The organism is Streptomyces sp. NPDC004788 (genome assembly GCF_053601115.1).
Genome location: NZ_JBSGBF010000055.1, coordinates 16,646 through 29,289 on the forward strand (window position 1 = coordinate 16,646; position 12,644 = coordinate 29,289).

A 12,644-nucleotide genomic window follows, 5' to 3' on the forward strand; every position below is an offset into this window, starting at 1 on the left:
GGCCGGCCGCATGGCGGCGGCGGCCCGTCCATGGGTCCCTCGTCGGACTCCCGTCGGGGCCCGCGTCGGGAGCCGCGCCACGACGCGCGCCAGGAGTCGGACTCCGCATCCGGCCCTGCCACGAACCCGCTCAGCCCCGCGCGGCGCCCCAGTCCACGATCCGCATCGCGGCCCCCGCCGCCTCCCGTCCCCGGCAGTGCGTCCGGTGACGGGCGAGCAGTCCCTCCACGTCGAGGTGCCGTCCGAACTCGGGCCGGGCGGCGAGCCGTCCCGCGTACGCCCACAGGGCGGTGTGTCCGGCGACCCGTTCCATGGCGGCGGCGTCGAGGTGCCAGCGGTGCACGGTGTCGAGCTGCACGAGCGTGACCCAGACGGTGACGTCGGCGGCGGTCGGGGTGTCGCCGAGGACGTACGGGTGGCGGGCGAGGCGCCGTTCGAGTGAGCCGAGCGCCGCGAACAGCACGGTGAGCGGGTCGCGGTGGGCCGCCGTGTCGTCGAGGCCGAGTTCGCCGGCGCGCTGGGCCGCGGCCTGCACGCTGTGCTCGCACAGGTCTGCCACCGCCCTGATCTCGTCCTGCCGGTCCTCGGGCAGCAGCTCGGGGCGGCCTTCGCCGCGGAAGCGCAGGGCGAGGTCGCGCAGGATGTCGGGCACGTGGGTGGAGACGATCCGCCCGGTCCAGCCGTCGCTGAGCACGGGCGCGGCCGCGGGGCCGGCGTAGAGGTGCGCGCTGGCCTCGTACAGGGGCCGCAGCACGGCGTAACCGCCGTCGGCGGTGTCGGGGCGCGCGGGCAGCACCGTGAGGGGGAGCACCTCGTCGAGGCCGAGCAGCGCGTGGGTGACGGCGACGCCCAGACAGTCGGGGTCGGCGGCGGCGAGATGGAGCCGGTAGCGGTGCGGCACGGGGTAGTGGCCGCTGCGCATGTCGCGGCCGATGCGGCCCCGGAAGTCGGGGGTGCCGGTGATGACGGGGACGACGGACATGGTTCTCCCAGGGTGCTCGGTGCTGGGTCGCGGGCGCGCGACGTCGCAGGGCGGCGGCGCGCACCGGGAGGCAGCAGAGGTACGGGAAGGGGGTGCCGGGCAGCGGCGGGGGGACGGGGCGAGGACGCGGGGGCTCTCTAGGCCTGGGCGCAGACCCGCAGCAGGTCGATGTGACGGCGGGAGGTCAGGGCCAGGGGGCGCGGCGGCCGGACGGCGGTTGCCGTGTCCGGTGCGGGCCTGGCGCTCATGATTTCCTACCTGTTCGCTCGGATTCCCGTCTCCGAGTGTGGGAGCGGTCGCGGCACTCGTCAAGGGTGCGGAACGGGTCGGCTAGGCATAATGCGCGTATGCGCATTTCAGCCAGGGCCGACTACGCGGTGCGCGCCGCGCTCCAGCTCGCCGCGGCCCAGGACACGGGGCCGGTGAAGGCCGAGGCCATCGCCGAGCACCAGGGGATCTCGCACAAGTTCCTCGAGGGCATTCTCGGCGACATGCGCAAGGGCGGTCTGGTGCAGAGCCAGCGCGGCGGCAACGGTGGCTACTGGCTGGCCAAGCCGGCCGCGGAGATCTCGGTCGCCGATGTGATCCGGTGCGTGGAGGGGCCGCTGGTGTCGGTGCGCGGGGTGCGGCCGCCGGAGCTGTCGTACACCGGTCCGGCCGAGTCGCTGCTGACCCTGTGGGTCGCGCTGCGGGCGAACGTCCGCCAGGTGCTCGAAGGCGTCTCGCTGGCCGAGATCGCCGCGGCCGAGCTGCCGCCGGAGGTCGTCGCGCTCGCGGAGGCCCCGGACGCCTGGACCAACCCCTGACCCGGCCCTGCCCCGGCCCTGACCCCTCCCTGCCCCGGCCCTGACCTGGCCCTGAGCCACGATCCACCCCCGGTCCGCCCCCGGTCCGCCCCCGGTCCGCCTTCTGACCACCCACGAACCACCGCACCACCCCGCATCACCAAGTCCCCGGAAACGCGCAGGTCGTGAGCGCCTCGCCCACAGGTCGAGACTCCGATGTCCGCGATGCGGACGGGTCTTGGGGGTCACGACGTCCCTCTGCCACTATCCCTACTAATCCAGTGGGAATACAAGGGGATCCGGTGAGGTGACGTGAGAACGCCGAAGAAGTCCATGCGACGAACCGCCTCCGCGCCGCTCGACCGCCCCGGCGACGACGCCATCTGGCCCCGTGTCACCCGCGAGCTGGCCGACGACCTCGCCGTCGACGCGCTCGCCCGCGACCGGGCCGGCAAGGCGCCGTTCGACGAGGTGGCCCGGCTCCAGGAGGCGGGCCTGCCGGCCCTGCTCACCGCGCCGGGGCCCAGCGGGCGCGGCGCGGAGTGGCACACCGCGTGCGGGGTGGTCAGGGAGATCTCGGCGGCGGACGGCTCGATAGGCGAACTCCTCGCCCACCATTGCGTCCTGTCCTGGACCTCCCGCTTCCTCGGCCCGGGCCCCACCCCCGGCTCCGGCTCCCGCTCCGCCGCAGGATCCGCCGCCCCGGACCTCCTCGCCCGCACCGTCGACGAGGGCTGGCTGCTCGCCGGGGCCGTCGAACCCGTTCCGGGCGGGCTCGACCTGATCCCAACCGGCGGCGGCGCCTACGTCCTCGACGGGCGGCGCTCGTTCGCCTCCGGGGTGACGGTCGCCGACCGGCTCGTCGTCGGCGCGCGGTGTACGGAGACGGGGGACCTGCTGCTCGTCCTGGTGGACCCGGCGCACCCGGCCGTGTTCACGGAGCCGTACGCCGAACGGGTGGGCCAGCGCCTCGCCGGGGCCGGCACCGTCACCTTCGACCGGGTGCCGGTCGAGGCTGCCGACGTGCTCGGCGCGCTCCCTCACGACGAGCACGCCGTCGCGCCGTACTCCACGCTCGCCCCGCTCGCCCTGCGGCTGCTCCTGGTGCACGTCGGGCTCGGCGTCGCCGAGGGGGCGCTCGCCGAGGCGCGGGACATCAGCCGCGCCACCCAGGCCGGACCGGTGCCCGCCGCCGGGCAACCGGACGGGTCCGTCGAGCCGGGACCCGGGGACGATCCGTACCTCCTGCTCGCCTACGGGGAGTTGGCCACAGCCGCGCACACCGCCGCCGCGGTGGTGGAACGGGCCACCGACGCCTTCGCACACGGGCTGCTCGCCGAGCGGGAGCTCGGCGTCGAGGAGCGGGCCGACATCGCCGTCCTGGTCGCGGCGGCCGAGACGGTCGCCAACCGGGCGGCCATGGACATCACCACCCGCGTCCTGGAACTCGTCGACCAGGCGCCCCGGCAGGCGACCGGCGCCGACCCGCACGGCAGCGGGCCCACGGGCCCGGGCTTCGACCGCTTCTGGCGCAACGTCCGCGCGCTCACGGCCCCCGTCTCCCCGGACCACCGGCTGCGCGACATCGGCGACCACTACCTGCACGGCACCCACGCCCGGCTCACCCTGTTGGCGTAACCGGCGGGCGCGCGCGTGCGGACGGGGGCCGGACGGCTCGGCACGTCGGGACCTCCGGACCTCCCGTGCCGCGGCCGATGAGCCCAAGCTGGAGACACTGGAGACATACGGGTCCGCAGCCGGCGGGCCCGACAGCGAACCGACGGAGGCAGCCTGATGAGTCGTGAGATCGTCGCCGGAGTGGACGGTTCCCCGGAGAGTCTCGCCGCGGCGGAGTGGGCCGCCCGTGAGGCGGCGCACCGGGGTCTGCCGTTGCGTCTGGTGCACGCCTGGCGCTGGGAACCTCTCGCCCTGCCCCTCGACCAGGACCCGACCGCACAGCAGCAGGTGGCGCGCGAGGTGCTGCGCGGAGCCGAGACGGCCGTCGCGGAGCGCCACCCCGGGCTGCCGCTGTCCGCCCAGGTCATCGGCGACACGCCGGTGGCCGCGCTGCTCGGCACGGTCGGTGAGGCCGAGCTGCTCGTGATCGGCTCCCGCGGCCACGGCGCGCTCACCGGCTTCCTGCTCGGCTCGCTCGGCCAGCAGATCATCGCCGCCTCCCCGGTGCCGGTGGTCGCCGTCCGCTCCCGCGACGGCGAGACGGTCACCGAGCGGGAAGCGCCCGGGGAGATCGTGGTCGGCCAGGACGGCAGCCCCGAGGACAGCGCGCCCGTGCTCGGCTTCGCCTTCGAGACGGCGGCGGCGCACGGGGCCTCGGTACGGGCGGTGCGGGCATGGAGTCTGCCGCCGCTGATCGCGTACAGCCCGAGTTCGCTGGCACTCGCCGACGAGGCCGGCGGGCTCGTACCGTACGAGGAGAAGGCGCTGCGCGAGGCTCTGACGCCGTGGCGGGAGCGGTTCCCTGACGTACCGGTGACCGAGCACGTGGAGCTGGGCAGCGCCGGGCAGGTGCTGCTCTCGCAGTCCGGGTCCGCCCGGCTGCTCGTCGTGGGGCGGCGGGCGCGGCGCGGCGCGCTCGGGCAGCGGATCGGCTCGGTGGCGCACGCGGCCCTGCACCTGGCGCCGTGCCCGGTCGCCGTCGTGCCGCACGAGCAGGCCTGACGCCCGGGTCTGACGTGCGGGTCCGACGTTCGGACCTGACGTGCGGGTCCGACGTGCGGCTATGACGTGCGAGTTCGACGCGCGGGTATGACGTGCGAGTTTGAGGCGCGGGGTTGACGCTTGCGGTTGACGAACGGTGTCGGGTCCGCCGGAGCAGGAAAGTGATATCGCCGTCTGATCACTCCGATCAGTCCGATCCCTCTGATACCGGGATCCGATACCGGGAACGGAGCTTCATGCGGCACGACGCGTACGAACCCGACGACACGTCCCTCCCACGGAAGCGGGCCGGGCGGGCCGGGCGCGGCCGGCACCGGCGGCGGCCAGGACCGCGCCGCCCGTCGTTCCGTACGACGGTGGCGACGGCCGGGTCGCTGGCGGCGGCGATGACCGTGGCGACCGGGGTGTACGTGATGACGCTCGGGTCCCCGGCGGACGCGGGCGCGGCCCCGGCACCGCCGCTCTCCTCGGCTCCGCAGGTGTCGGTCGTGCGGCCCGTCGTCGCCTGGGTGTCCGCGCCGGAAGCGGCGGCCGCCGGGACCGCCGCGCAGTACGTCTCCCAGGTGGTCACCCTGGCCAACCGCGAGCGGCAGAAGGCGGGTTGTGAGCCGCTGCGCGCCGACCCCAAGCTGCGGGAGGCGGCCCAGGAGCACGCGGACGACATGGCGGAGCGCGGCTACTACGCCCATGAGAGCCCGGACGGGCGGAACGCGGGCCAGCGGATCACCGCCGCCCACTACGACTGGGATTCCTGGGGCGAGAACATTCACCGCGGTCCGCACACGCCGGCGCAGGCGGTGGGCGACTGGATGAAGAGCGAGGGGCACCGCAAGAACATCCTCAACTGCGCGTTCAAGGACATCGGCGTGGGGGTCAACCTGGCCGGCAACGGCCCGTGGTGGGTCCAGGACTTCGCCACCGGCCGCTGACCGGCGCCCGCTGACCGGCGCGCGGTGGTCGGTGGTCGGCGGCCGGCGGTCGGTTCCCGGTGATCGCAGACCGGCGGCCCGTGGTACGGCCGGTCAGCGCAGCGGCGTGGCGAGGTCCTGGACCCAGACCGTGCCGTCGGGGCCGGGCACCGCGGCGACGCCGGTGTCCCGGAACCGGCAGTCGAGCAGGTTGGCCCGGTGGGGCGGGTCGGCCATCCAGTCCGCCACCACCGTCGTGGGGTCGGCCTGGCCGCGGGCCAGGTTCTCGGCCCAGGCGCTCCAGGAGTAGCCGCCGGCCGTCATCCGGCCGCCCGGATCCGAACCGCCGGGCCCTTGGTGCCCGTAGAAGCCGCGCCGGACCATCTCCCGGCCGTACGCGGCGGCGACCGCGGACAGCTCGGGGTCGATGTGCAGCGGGCCGCAGCCTGCCGCCGCCCGATGCCGGTTGACCAGCCGGTTCACCCGCTCCTCGGGACTGGGCTCGGGCGCCCGGGTCCGGCTGGGACTCGGCGTGGGCGGCGCGGTGGTGGACGGCCGGGGTGCCGGCACGGGCAGGGTGCGGCTCGGCGCGGGTGCGGTCGGCGTGGTGACGGCCGGGTCCGGTGCGGCCGCGGCCCGCCCCGCGCCGCGCTCCCCCGGCCCGAGCCCCGGCACGAGGAGCACCGCGGCGCCGAGCAGTGCGATCACTCCGGCCCCGACGAGCAGCCCGCGCCGCGGACCGCTCCCGGTCCTCGCGGGCGTCGGCGGCCCCTCGTACGCCGCCGCGTCCCCCGTGTCCGCCGTGTCCACCGTCTGCGCCGCGTTCACCGTGAGGTCGGTGAGATCGGTCAGGGCGCCCCGACCCGCCCAGGCCACCAGCGGGGGCACCAGGGCGAGGCCGACGAGCAGACCCTCGGCCGGAGCGAGGCCACTGCGGGCGGGGGCGCAGCGGCGGCAGCCGTCGAGGTGGCGGGCGAGGCGTTTGCGCCAGAGCGGGGAGGGCCGGCCGTCCCAGGCCGTGGTGGTCTCGGCGAGTGCGGGGCAGGGCGGCACGGCGGCGAGGGCGCGCACCACGGCGCGGCCGGTCTCCAGGCGCTCCTTCATCCGCTGGACGCGGACGGCGGCGTGTCTGGGCGGGAGGTCGAGGGCGGCGGCCAGTTCGGCGCGGCCGATGTCGCCGGCCGCCTCCAGCCACCACAGGGAGAGCAGCTCGCGGTCGTCCTCGTCGAGCCATCGGGTGGCCTCGGCGACCTCGCGGCGCTGGCCGGTGAGGCCGAGGCGGAGGATGGCGAGGCCGGTGAAGTCGCCGGCCGGGTCGGCGAGGGCCTCGGCATGGTCGAGGCCGGGCAGCGGTGCCTGCTGGCGTTCCCGCCAGCGGTGCCGTATCCGGTTCATGGCGATGGCCACCAGCCAGGCCCGGAAGCGGGCCGGGTCGCGCAGGCCGGGCAGGCCGTCGAGGGCGCGGACCATCGTCTCCTGGACGATGTCGTCGACGTCGGCGTGGCCGTCCAGGGCGCGGCCGACGATGTTGTAGACGAGCGGCAGGAACGCCCGTACGAGCTCGTCACCGGCCCGTGCGTCACCCGCCCGCGCCGCCTCGACGAGCATGGCGGTGCGGTCCTCGACGCTGTTCATGTCCCGACTCTCCCCTGGTCTCCCACTCGGCCGGCCGCCGGTGCGGCCCGCCGGTCAGGAGACCGCCGGGAGCGGTCACGACAACACTTTCTACCGTCCCGCCTTCCGGCCGGGGACCGCTATGCCACTACCCCGACAGGTGCGGCATGGTCGGGACGGTGGCCTGGCCCCCTGCCCGCACGGCCGCGACCACCAGGTCGTGCAGGTCCCGGCTCGCCTCCTCCGATCCGCAGGGGACCGGACTTCCCGACATGGTGAACCAGTCGGATGCGCCGCTGTACTGCACGGCCACGCGTGCCTCGCCGTCGATGTAGGTGGTGTGCACGGTCAGATCGCCCGTGAGCACACCGACCTCGTCGGTCAGCACCCCGCCACGCCCGGTGTAGACACCGGCGGTCGTCCATGATGCCCAACTCATCCATCCAGATTCACACCGGTACGCCGGATGCGCCACCGACGCGACCGCCCCGGCCGGAAGCTGTCCGGCCGGGGCGGTCGGGCGTCACCGCGGCGTCATCTGAGCGTCACCGCGGCTCGGCTCACGCTTCAGGCGAGGGTCGCGAGGGCCTCGTTGAAGGTGGCGGACGGGCGCATCACGGCCGCGGCCTTGGCCGGGTCGGGCTGGTAGTAGCCGCCGATGTCGGCCGGGGAGCCCTGGACGGAGTTCAGCTCGTCGACGATCTTCTGCTCGTTGGCGCCGAGCGCCTCGGCGAGCGGGGCGAAGGCCTTGGCGAGCTCCGCGTCCTCGGTCTGCCGCGCCAGCTCCTGGGCCCAGTAGAGGGCCAGGTAGAAGTGGCTGCCGCGGTTGTCGATGCCGCCGAGGCGACGGGTCGGCGACTTGTCCTCGTTGAGGAAGGTGCCGGTGGCGCGGTCCAGCGTGTCGGCGAGGACCTGGGCGCGGGCGTTGCCCGTGGTGGTGGCCAGGTGCTCGAAGGAGGCGGCCAGCGCGAAGAACTCGCCGAGCGAGTCCCAGCGCAGGTAGTTCTCCTTGACCAGCTGCTGGACGTGCTTCGGGGCGGAGCCGCCGGCGCCCGTCTCGAAGAGGCCGCCGCCCGCCATCAGCGGGACGATCGAGAGCATCTTGGCGCTGGTGCCGAGCTCCAGGATCGGGAAGAGGTCGGTCAGGTAGTCGCGCAGGACGTTGCCGGTGACCGAGATGGTGTCCTCGCCGCGGCGGATGCGCTCCAGGGAGAACTTGGTGGCCTCGACCGGGGACAGGATCTTGATCTCCAGGCCCTCGGTGTCGTGCTCCGCGAGGTACGTGTTGACCTTGGCGATCAGCTGGGCGTCGTGGGCGCGGTTCTCGTCCAGCCAGAAGACGGCCGGGGCGCCGGTGGCGCGGGCGCGGGTGACGGCGAGCTTGACCCAGTCCTGGATCGGGAGGTCCTTGGTCTGGCAGGAGCGGAAGATGTCGCCCTCGGCGACCTCCTGCTCCAGGACCGTGTTGCCGGCGGCGTCGACGAGGCGCACGGTACCGGCCGCGGCGATCTCGAAGGTCTTGTCGTGGGAGCCGTACTCCTCGGCCTTCTGCGCCATGAGGCCGACGTTCGGGACGGAGCCCATGGTGGCCGGGTCGAAGGCGCCGTGGGCGCGGCAGTCCTCGATGACGGCCTGGTAGACGCCGGAGTAGGAGTGGTCCGGGAGGACGGCGAGGGTGTCGGCCTCCTGGCCGTCCGGGCCCCACATGTGGCCGGAGGTGCGGATCATGGCCGGCATCGAGGCGTCGACGATGACGTCGGACGGCACGTGCAGGTTGGTGATGCCCTTGTCGGAGTCGACCATGGCAAGGGCCGGGCCCGCGGCGAGCTCGGCGTCGAAGGACGCCTTGATCTCGTCGCCGAGGCCGTGCGGGATGGTCTCCAGGCCCTTGAAGATGGTGCCGAGGCCGTCGTTCGGGGAGAGGCCGGCGCCGGCCAGGACCTCGCCGTACTTCGCGAAGGTCTGCGGGAAGAAGGCGCGCACGACGTGGCCGAAGATGATCGGGTCGGAGACCTTCATCATCGTGGCCTTGAGGTGCACGGAGAAGAGCACGCCCTCGGCCTTGGCGCGGGCGACCTGCTCGGCGAGGAAGGTGTTGAGGGCGGCGGCGCGCATCACGGAGGCGTCGACGACCTCGCCGGCGATGACCTTGAGCGGGCCGCGCAGCTCGGTGACGGTGCCGTCGGTGGCGACGTGCTCGAAGCGGAGGGTGGTGTCCTCGGCGATGACGGCCGACTTCTCGGTGGAGGCGAAGTCGTTCTCGGCCATGGTGGCGACGTTGGTCTTGGACTCGGGGGTCCAGGCGCCCATGCGGTGCGGGTGGGTCTTGGCGTAGTTCTTGACGGCGCCGGGGGCGCGGCGGTCGGAGTTGCCCTCGCGCAGGACCGGGTTGACGGCCGAGCCCTTGATCTTGTCGTAGCGGGCGCGGACGTCCTTGTCCTCGTCGGTCTTCGGGTCGTCCGGGTAGTCCGGCAGCGCGTAGCCCTGGGCCTGGAGCTCGGCGATCGCGGCCTTCAGCTGCGGGATCGAGGCCGAGACGTTCGGCAGCTTGATGATGTTGGCCTCGGGCTTCTTCGCCAGCTCGCCCAGCTCGGCGAGGGCGTCGGCGATGCGCTGGCCCTCCTCGAGACGCTCGGGGAAGGAGGCGATGATGCGCCCGGCCAGGGAGATGTCACGCGTCTCGACGTTGACGCCGGCGGTCGAGGCGTACGCCTTGATCACGGGCAGGAACGAGTAGGTCGCCAGGGCGGGCGCCTCGTCAGTGTGCGTGTAGATGATGGTCGAGTCAGTCACCGGGTGTGCTCCGCTCCACGTCTGCGTCTGCGTCTGCAAGATTGCTCGACATCAAGATATCTCGTGATCGGGCTCCTCGGGAAAGGGGTCCTCTCGATCTTCGGGAACGAGCCCCGCGAGGCGGTACGGAGCGGGCCCCGGGTCCAGATCGACGTGGCGCAGCAGCCCGAGCAGGGCGAGCGCGACGGCGGCGCCGGTGCCGGCCGCGAGGGCCTGGCCGCAGCGGTGGGCGATCCGCGGCAGCTCGGCGGGGAGCGGTCCGGTGCCGGGCAGGCAGTCGCCGAGCAGGTACACGCCGACGGCGAGCCCGCCGAGCGCGAGCACCGCCAGCGGCACGGTGACCAGGAACCGCTTCGGCGGCAGGCCGCGCCGGCGTGCGGGGCGCACCTTGCCCCTGCGGGCGAGCAGCGCGGCGAGCGCGGCGAAGGCGGCCAGCACGAGCAGGTCGGCGGCGATGACGTCACCGGGCCGGTGGTGCCCGGCGGCGATCGTGTACGCGCCGAGGGCGGCAGCCCACAGGGCGGCGAGGCCGACGGCGACGCCGCGCAGCCGGTGCGGGACGACGAGCAGGAGGCCGAGGGCGGTGCCGGTGGCGAGCACGGAGGCGCTGCTGGGGAAGCCGCTCTCCAGGGTCGCGCCGGACGCGGCGACGAGCCGGGGGCCCGGCGCGTACCGCTGGAGCAGCTCCGCGACGAGCAACGCGGCGGCCAGGGTGCCGAGGGCGGCGCCGGTGAGCGCGTACCGCTTGCGCAGCACGCCGATACCGACGAGCAGCAGCACGGCGAGGACCAGGGTGGTCGTCGACATCCACTGGAGCGAGGGATGCTCGCGCAGGACGCGCGCGACGGCGGGATCGGCGAGCCGGCCGGCGATCGCGGCCTCGCCCCAGCGCCGGCCGGTCGCGGTGAGCACGAGCCCGGCGTAGGCGAGGGTCAGCAGGAGCGTCGCGGTGAGACAGAGGCGCCGCATGCGTATCCGTATGCGGGCGCTGAACGATCCGGCGGCCTCACCGGCGACGGCGGCGTACCACCAAGTGTCACCGGCGGCGATGCTTCGCGCGGCGCCGCCGGTACGGGGCCTGTCGAAGGGTGCCATGCCCCGATTCGACCGCGTGCCGGCCCGACGCGCCTGCTGGAGGCACCCGAACGGCGCAGGTGGGGAGCGGGCCGGAAGCTCAGCGGCGGAATCGCGTCAGCTGGGAGGTGAAGAGCAGGACGACACCTGCCAGCAGGATGCCGGTGGCGGGCCCGGAGACGGCCACCCGGTCGCCGGGGTCGTCCGCCAGTGCGCTGCCAGCCTGGATCAACAGACCTGCTCCCATGAGGAGTTGACTGAATCCGTACAGTTTCGGGCGCACGACCTGGCTGCGCAGCCAGGGCAGGATCCAGCCGGTCCGGAGTGCGGCGGTGCCGCAGATCGCCGCAGCGATCCCGACGACGGCACTGGGTATGGCGATGTACCACGACATGGACGTCCCCCCTTGTCCGGGCGCCGCGCCCGGTCGGCGTGATCATGCCACAGGGACGCGGCGCCCCGGACCGAGGGCGGGTGGATCAGACGGTGAGCTCGCCCATGGGGCCCCAACCCTGCTGCGGGGTGTCGACATTGATGATTTCGGGGGTGGCGGCGATGAAGGCCGACATCGTCTCCAGACCGGCCTTGAAGTGGTCGGAGGCGACGTGCGCGGCGCCGGCCTCGGCGTCGGCGAAGCCCTCCAGGAGGACGTACCGGTTCGGGTCGTCGACGCTGCGGGACCAGTCGAAGAAGAGGTTGCCGGGTTCCGCGCGGGTGGCGCGGGTGAAGTCGGCGACGCGCTCCAGCCAGGTGTCGGCGTACTCGGGGCGGGCGGTGAAACGTACGGCGATGAAGATCATGCGTCCATCGTGGGGCGCGGCTGCGGACCTTGGCCAGCCGAGCGGCTCAGGATTCCGGCAGGGCCGGAATCGCGGTCCCGGCGAGCAGGGGCACGAAGAGGGGCACGGCGCGCGCGAGGGCCGCCCGGACCTCGCCGTGCCGGCGCCGGAAGTCTGCGGTGGGGAGCGAGACGGAGAGCGCGAGCATGACCCCGTCGCCGCGGCGGCCGCCGTCGCCACCGTCGTCACGACGACCCCCAGCACGGCCGTGGCCGTGGCCGAAGCCGTAGCCGTCGCCGTCGCCGTCGCCGTAGCCGGCATCGTCACCGCCGCCGTGCTCCGGGAGCACCGTCGCGAAGCAGGTGTACGCGGGGTCCGCCTCCCCCACCGACACCGCGAAGCCCCGCTCGCGCACCCGGGCCAGCTCCGCCTCGAAGCGCTCGGCGCTGGTGATCGTACGGTCGGTGAAGCGGGCCATGCCGTGCTCGTCGAGGTAGCGGCGGCGCTGCGCCCGGGACAGCCCGGCGAGCAGCGCCTTGCCGTGGGCGGTGGCGTGGGCGCGCGGTTCGGGGCCGGGGGCAAAGGGGTGGGCGGCGTCGGTGACGGGCACGGTGGTGTCGACGACGGCGATGCGGCCGCCGCGATAGGCGGTGAAGTACGCCTCCGCACCGGCGGTGCGGCGCAGGTGCGCGAGGAGCCCTGCGACGGGGCCCATGGGTCCGTCGGCGATGCCGTGGTGGCGCTGGTACGCGCGGTGCAGGGCCGGGACGCGCGGCCCGGGCGCGTACCCCTCGGGGGTGCGGACGAGGTGCCCGCGGGCGATCAGCGGTCCGGCGAGATGGTAGACGGTCGACAGGGCGCAGCCGAGGGTGCGGGCCAGGGCCTTGGCTCCGACGGGCCGGCCGGCGTCGGCGACGGCGTCGAGCAGGGCGAGCGCGCGGTCGACGGACTGGGGGCCGGTGGAAGGGGTGGGCACCGATCCACCTTAGGTCGCGAGGGATGAGAGCAGTCTCACCACACGAAGAAAAGG

Annotated in this window: 12 protein-coding genes; 4 read left to right on the top strand and 8 right to left on the bottom strand. The window is 74.2% G+C overall.

Annotated elements, in window-relative coordinates; translation table 11 throughout:
- Nucleotides 1-130 precede the first annotated feature (130 nt).
- Nucleotides 131-982 (bottom strand): glutathione S-transferase C-terminal domain-containing protein, encoded by an 852-nt coding sequence (locus ACWEJX_RS23135; RefSeq protein ID WP_451609317.1) that lies wholly within the window; start codon nt 980-982, stop codon nt 131-133.
- Nucleotides 983-1,329: 347 nt separating this feature from the next.
- Here ACWEJX_RS23135 and ACWEJX_RS23140 point away from each other — a divergent pair, with 347 nt between their 5' ends.
- The 4 genes from ACWEJX_RS23140 to ACWEJX_RS23155 all read left to right on the top strand — a co-directional run bounded on the left by ACWEJX_RS23140 (nt 1,330) and on the right by ACWEJX_RS23155 (nt 5,375).
- The gene (locus tag ACWEJX_RS23140) at nt 1,330-1,788 is read left to right on the top strand and encodes an RrF2 family transcriptional regulator (protein ID WP_451609318.1); all 459 of its coding nucleotides are present in this window, start codon (nt 1,330-1,332) and stop codon (nt 1,786-1,788) included.
- A 312-nt stretch (nt 1,789-2,100) separates the two neighbouring features.
- Nucleotides 2,101-3,405: an acyl-CoA dehydrogenase gene (locus tag ACWEJX_RS23145; protein WP_451609319.1), complete on the top strand. Its 1,305-nt coding sequence runs from the start codon at nt 2,101-2,103 to the stop codon at nt 3,403-3,405.
- 156 nt (nt 3,406-3,561) lie between these two features.
- Nucleotides 3,562-4,446 (top strand): universal stress protein, encoded by an 885-nt coding sequence (locus ACWEJX_RS23150; RefSeq protein ID WP_451609320.1) that lies wholly within the window; start codon nt 3,562-3,564, stop codon nt 4,444-4,446.
- 236 nt (nt 4,447-4,682) lie between these two features.
- A complete protein-coding gene (locus ACWEJX_RS23155) occupies nt 4,683-5,375 on the top strand; it encodes a CAP domain-containing protein (RefSeq protein WP_451609321.1) in 693 nt (230 codons plus the stop codon).
- A gap of 93 nt (nt 5,376-5,468) precedes the next feature.
- Here the strand turns inward: ACWEJX_RS23155 and ACWEJX_RS23160 are convergent, their stop codons facing one another.
- From ACWEJX_RS23160 to ACWEJX_RS23190, 7 genes are all read right to left on the bottom strand, one after another.
- Complete coding sequence (locus ACWEJX_RS23160; RefSeq protein WP_451609322.1) at nt 5,469-6,989, bottom strand: sigma-70 family RNA polymerase sigma factor; 1,521 nt, start codon at nt 6,987-6,989, stop codon at nt 5,469-5,471.
- A 127-nt stretch (nt 6,990-7,116) separates the two neighbouring features.
- A complete protein-coding gene (locus tag ACWEJX_RS23165; RefSeq protein WP_403788416.1) occupies nt 7,117-7,407 on the bottom strand; it encodes a hypothetical protein in 291 nt (96 codons plus the stop codon).
- A gap of 128 nt (nt 7,408-7,535) precedes the next feature.
- Nucleotides 7,536-9,761, bottom strand: coding sequence for an NADP-dependent isocitrate dehydrogenase (locus tag ACWEJX_RS23170; protein ID WP_451609323.1), 2,226 nt, complete (start codon nt 9,759-9,761; stop codon nt 7,536-7,538).
- 51 nt (nt 9,762-9,812) lie between these two features.
- Nucleotides 9,813-10,856, bottom strand: coding sequence for a phosphatase PAP2 family protein (locus ACWEJX_RS23175; protein WP_451609324.1), 1,044 nt, complete (start codon nt 10,854-10,856; stop codon nt 9,813-9,815).
- A gap of 79 nt (nt 10,857-10,935) precedes the next feature.
- Complete coding sequence (locus ACWEJX_RS23180) at nt 10,936-11,229, bottom strand: hypothetical protein (RefSeq protein ID WP_451609325.1); 294 nt, start codon at nt 11,227-11,229, stop codon at nt 10,936-10,938.
- An 85-nt stretch (nt 11,230-11,314) separates the two neighbouring features.
- Nucleotides 11,315-11,635: a putative quinol monooxygenase gene (locus ACWEJX_RS23185; protein ID WP_451609326.1), complete on the bottom strand. Its 321-nt coding sequence runs from the start codon at nt 11,633-11,635 to the stop codon at nt 11,315-11,317.
- Nucleotides 11,636-11,681: 46 nt separating this feature from the next.
- A complete protein-coding gene (locus tag ACWEJX_RS23190; RefSeq protein ID WP_451609327.1) occupies nt 11,682-12,590 on the bottom strand; it encodes an IclR family transcriptional regulator in 909 nt (302 codons plus the stop codon).
- Between the last annotated feature and the right edge of the window lie 54 nt (nt 12,591-12,644).

Coding starts and splice junctions, on each gene's coding strand:
- ACWEJX_RS23160 (WP_451609322.1), bottom strand. CDS start 6,989: ATGAACAGCGTCGAGGACCGCACCGCCATGCTCGTCGAGGCGGCGCGG.
- ACWEJX_RS23175 (WP_451609324.1), bottom strand. CDS start 10,856: ATGGCACCCTTCGACAGGCCCCGTACCGGCGGCGCCGCGCGAAGCATC.
- ACWEJX_RS23140 (WP_451609318.1), top strand. CDS start 1,330: ATGCGCATTTCAGCCAGGGCCGACTACGCGGTGCGCGCCGCGCTCCAG.
- ACWEJX_RS23180 (WP_451609325.1), bottom strand. CDS start 11,229: ATGTCGTGGTACATCGCCATACCCAGTGCCGTCGTCGGGATCGCTGCG.
- ACWEJX_RS23165 (WP_403788416.1), bottom strand. CDS start 7,407: ATGAGTTGGGCATCATGGACGACCGCCGGTGTCTACACCGGGCGTGGC.
- ACWEJX_RS23145 (WP_451609319.1), top strand. CDS start 2,101: ATGCGACGAACCGCCTCCGCGCCGCTCGACCGCCCCGGCGACGACGCC.
- ACWEJX_RS23135 (WP_451609317.1), bottom strand. CDS start 982: ATGTCCGTCGTCCCCGTCATCACCGGCACCCCCGACTTCCGGGGCCGC.
- ACWEJX_RS23185 (WP_451609326.1), bottom strand. CDS start 11,635: ATGATCTTCATCGCCGTACGTTTCACCGCCCGCCCCGAGTACGCCGAC.
- ACWEJX_RS23150 (WP_451609320.1), top strand. CDS start 3,562: ATGAGTCGTGAGATCGTCGCCGGAGTGGACGGTTCCCCGGAGAGTCTC.
- ACWEJX_RS23155 (WP_451609321.1), top strand. CDS start 4,683: ATGCGGCACGACGCGTACGAACCCGACGACACGTCCCTCCCACGGAAG.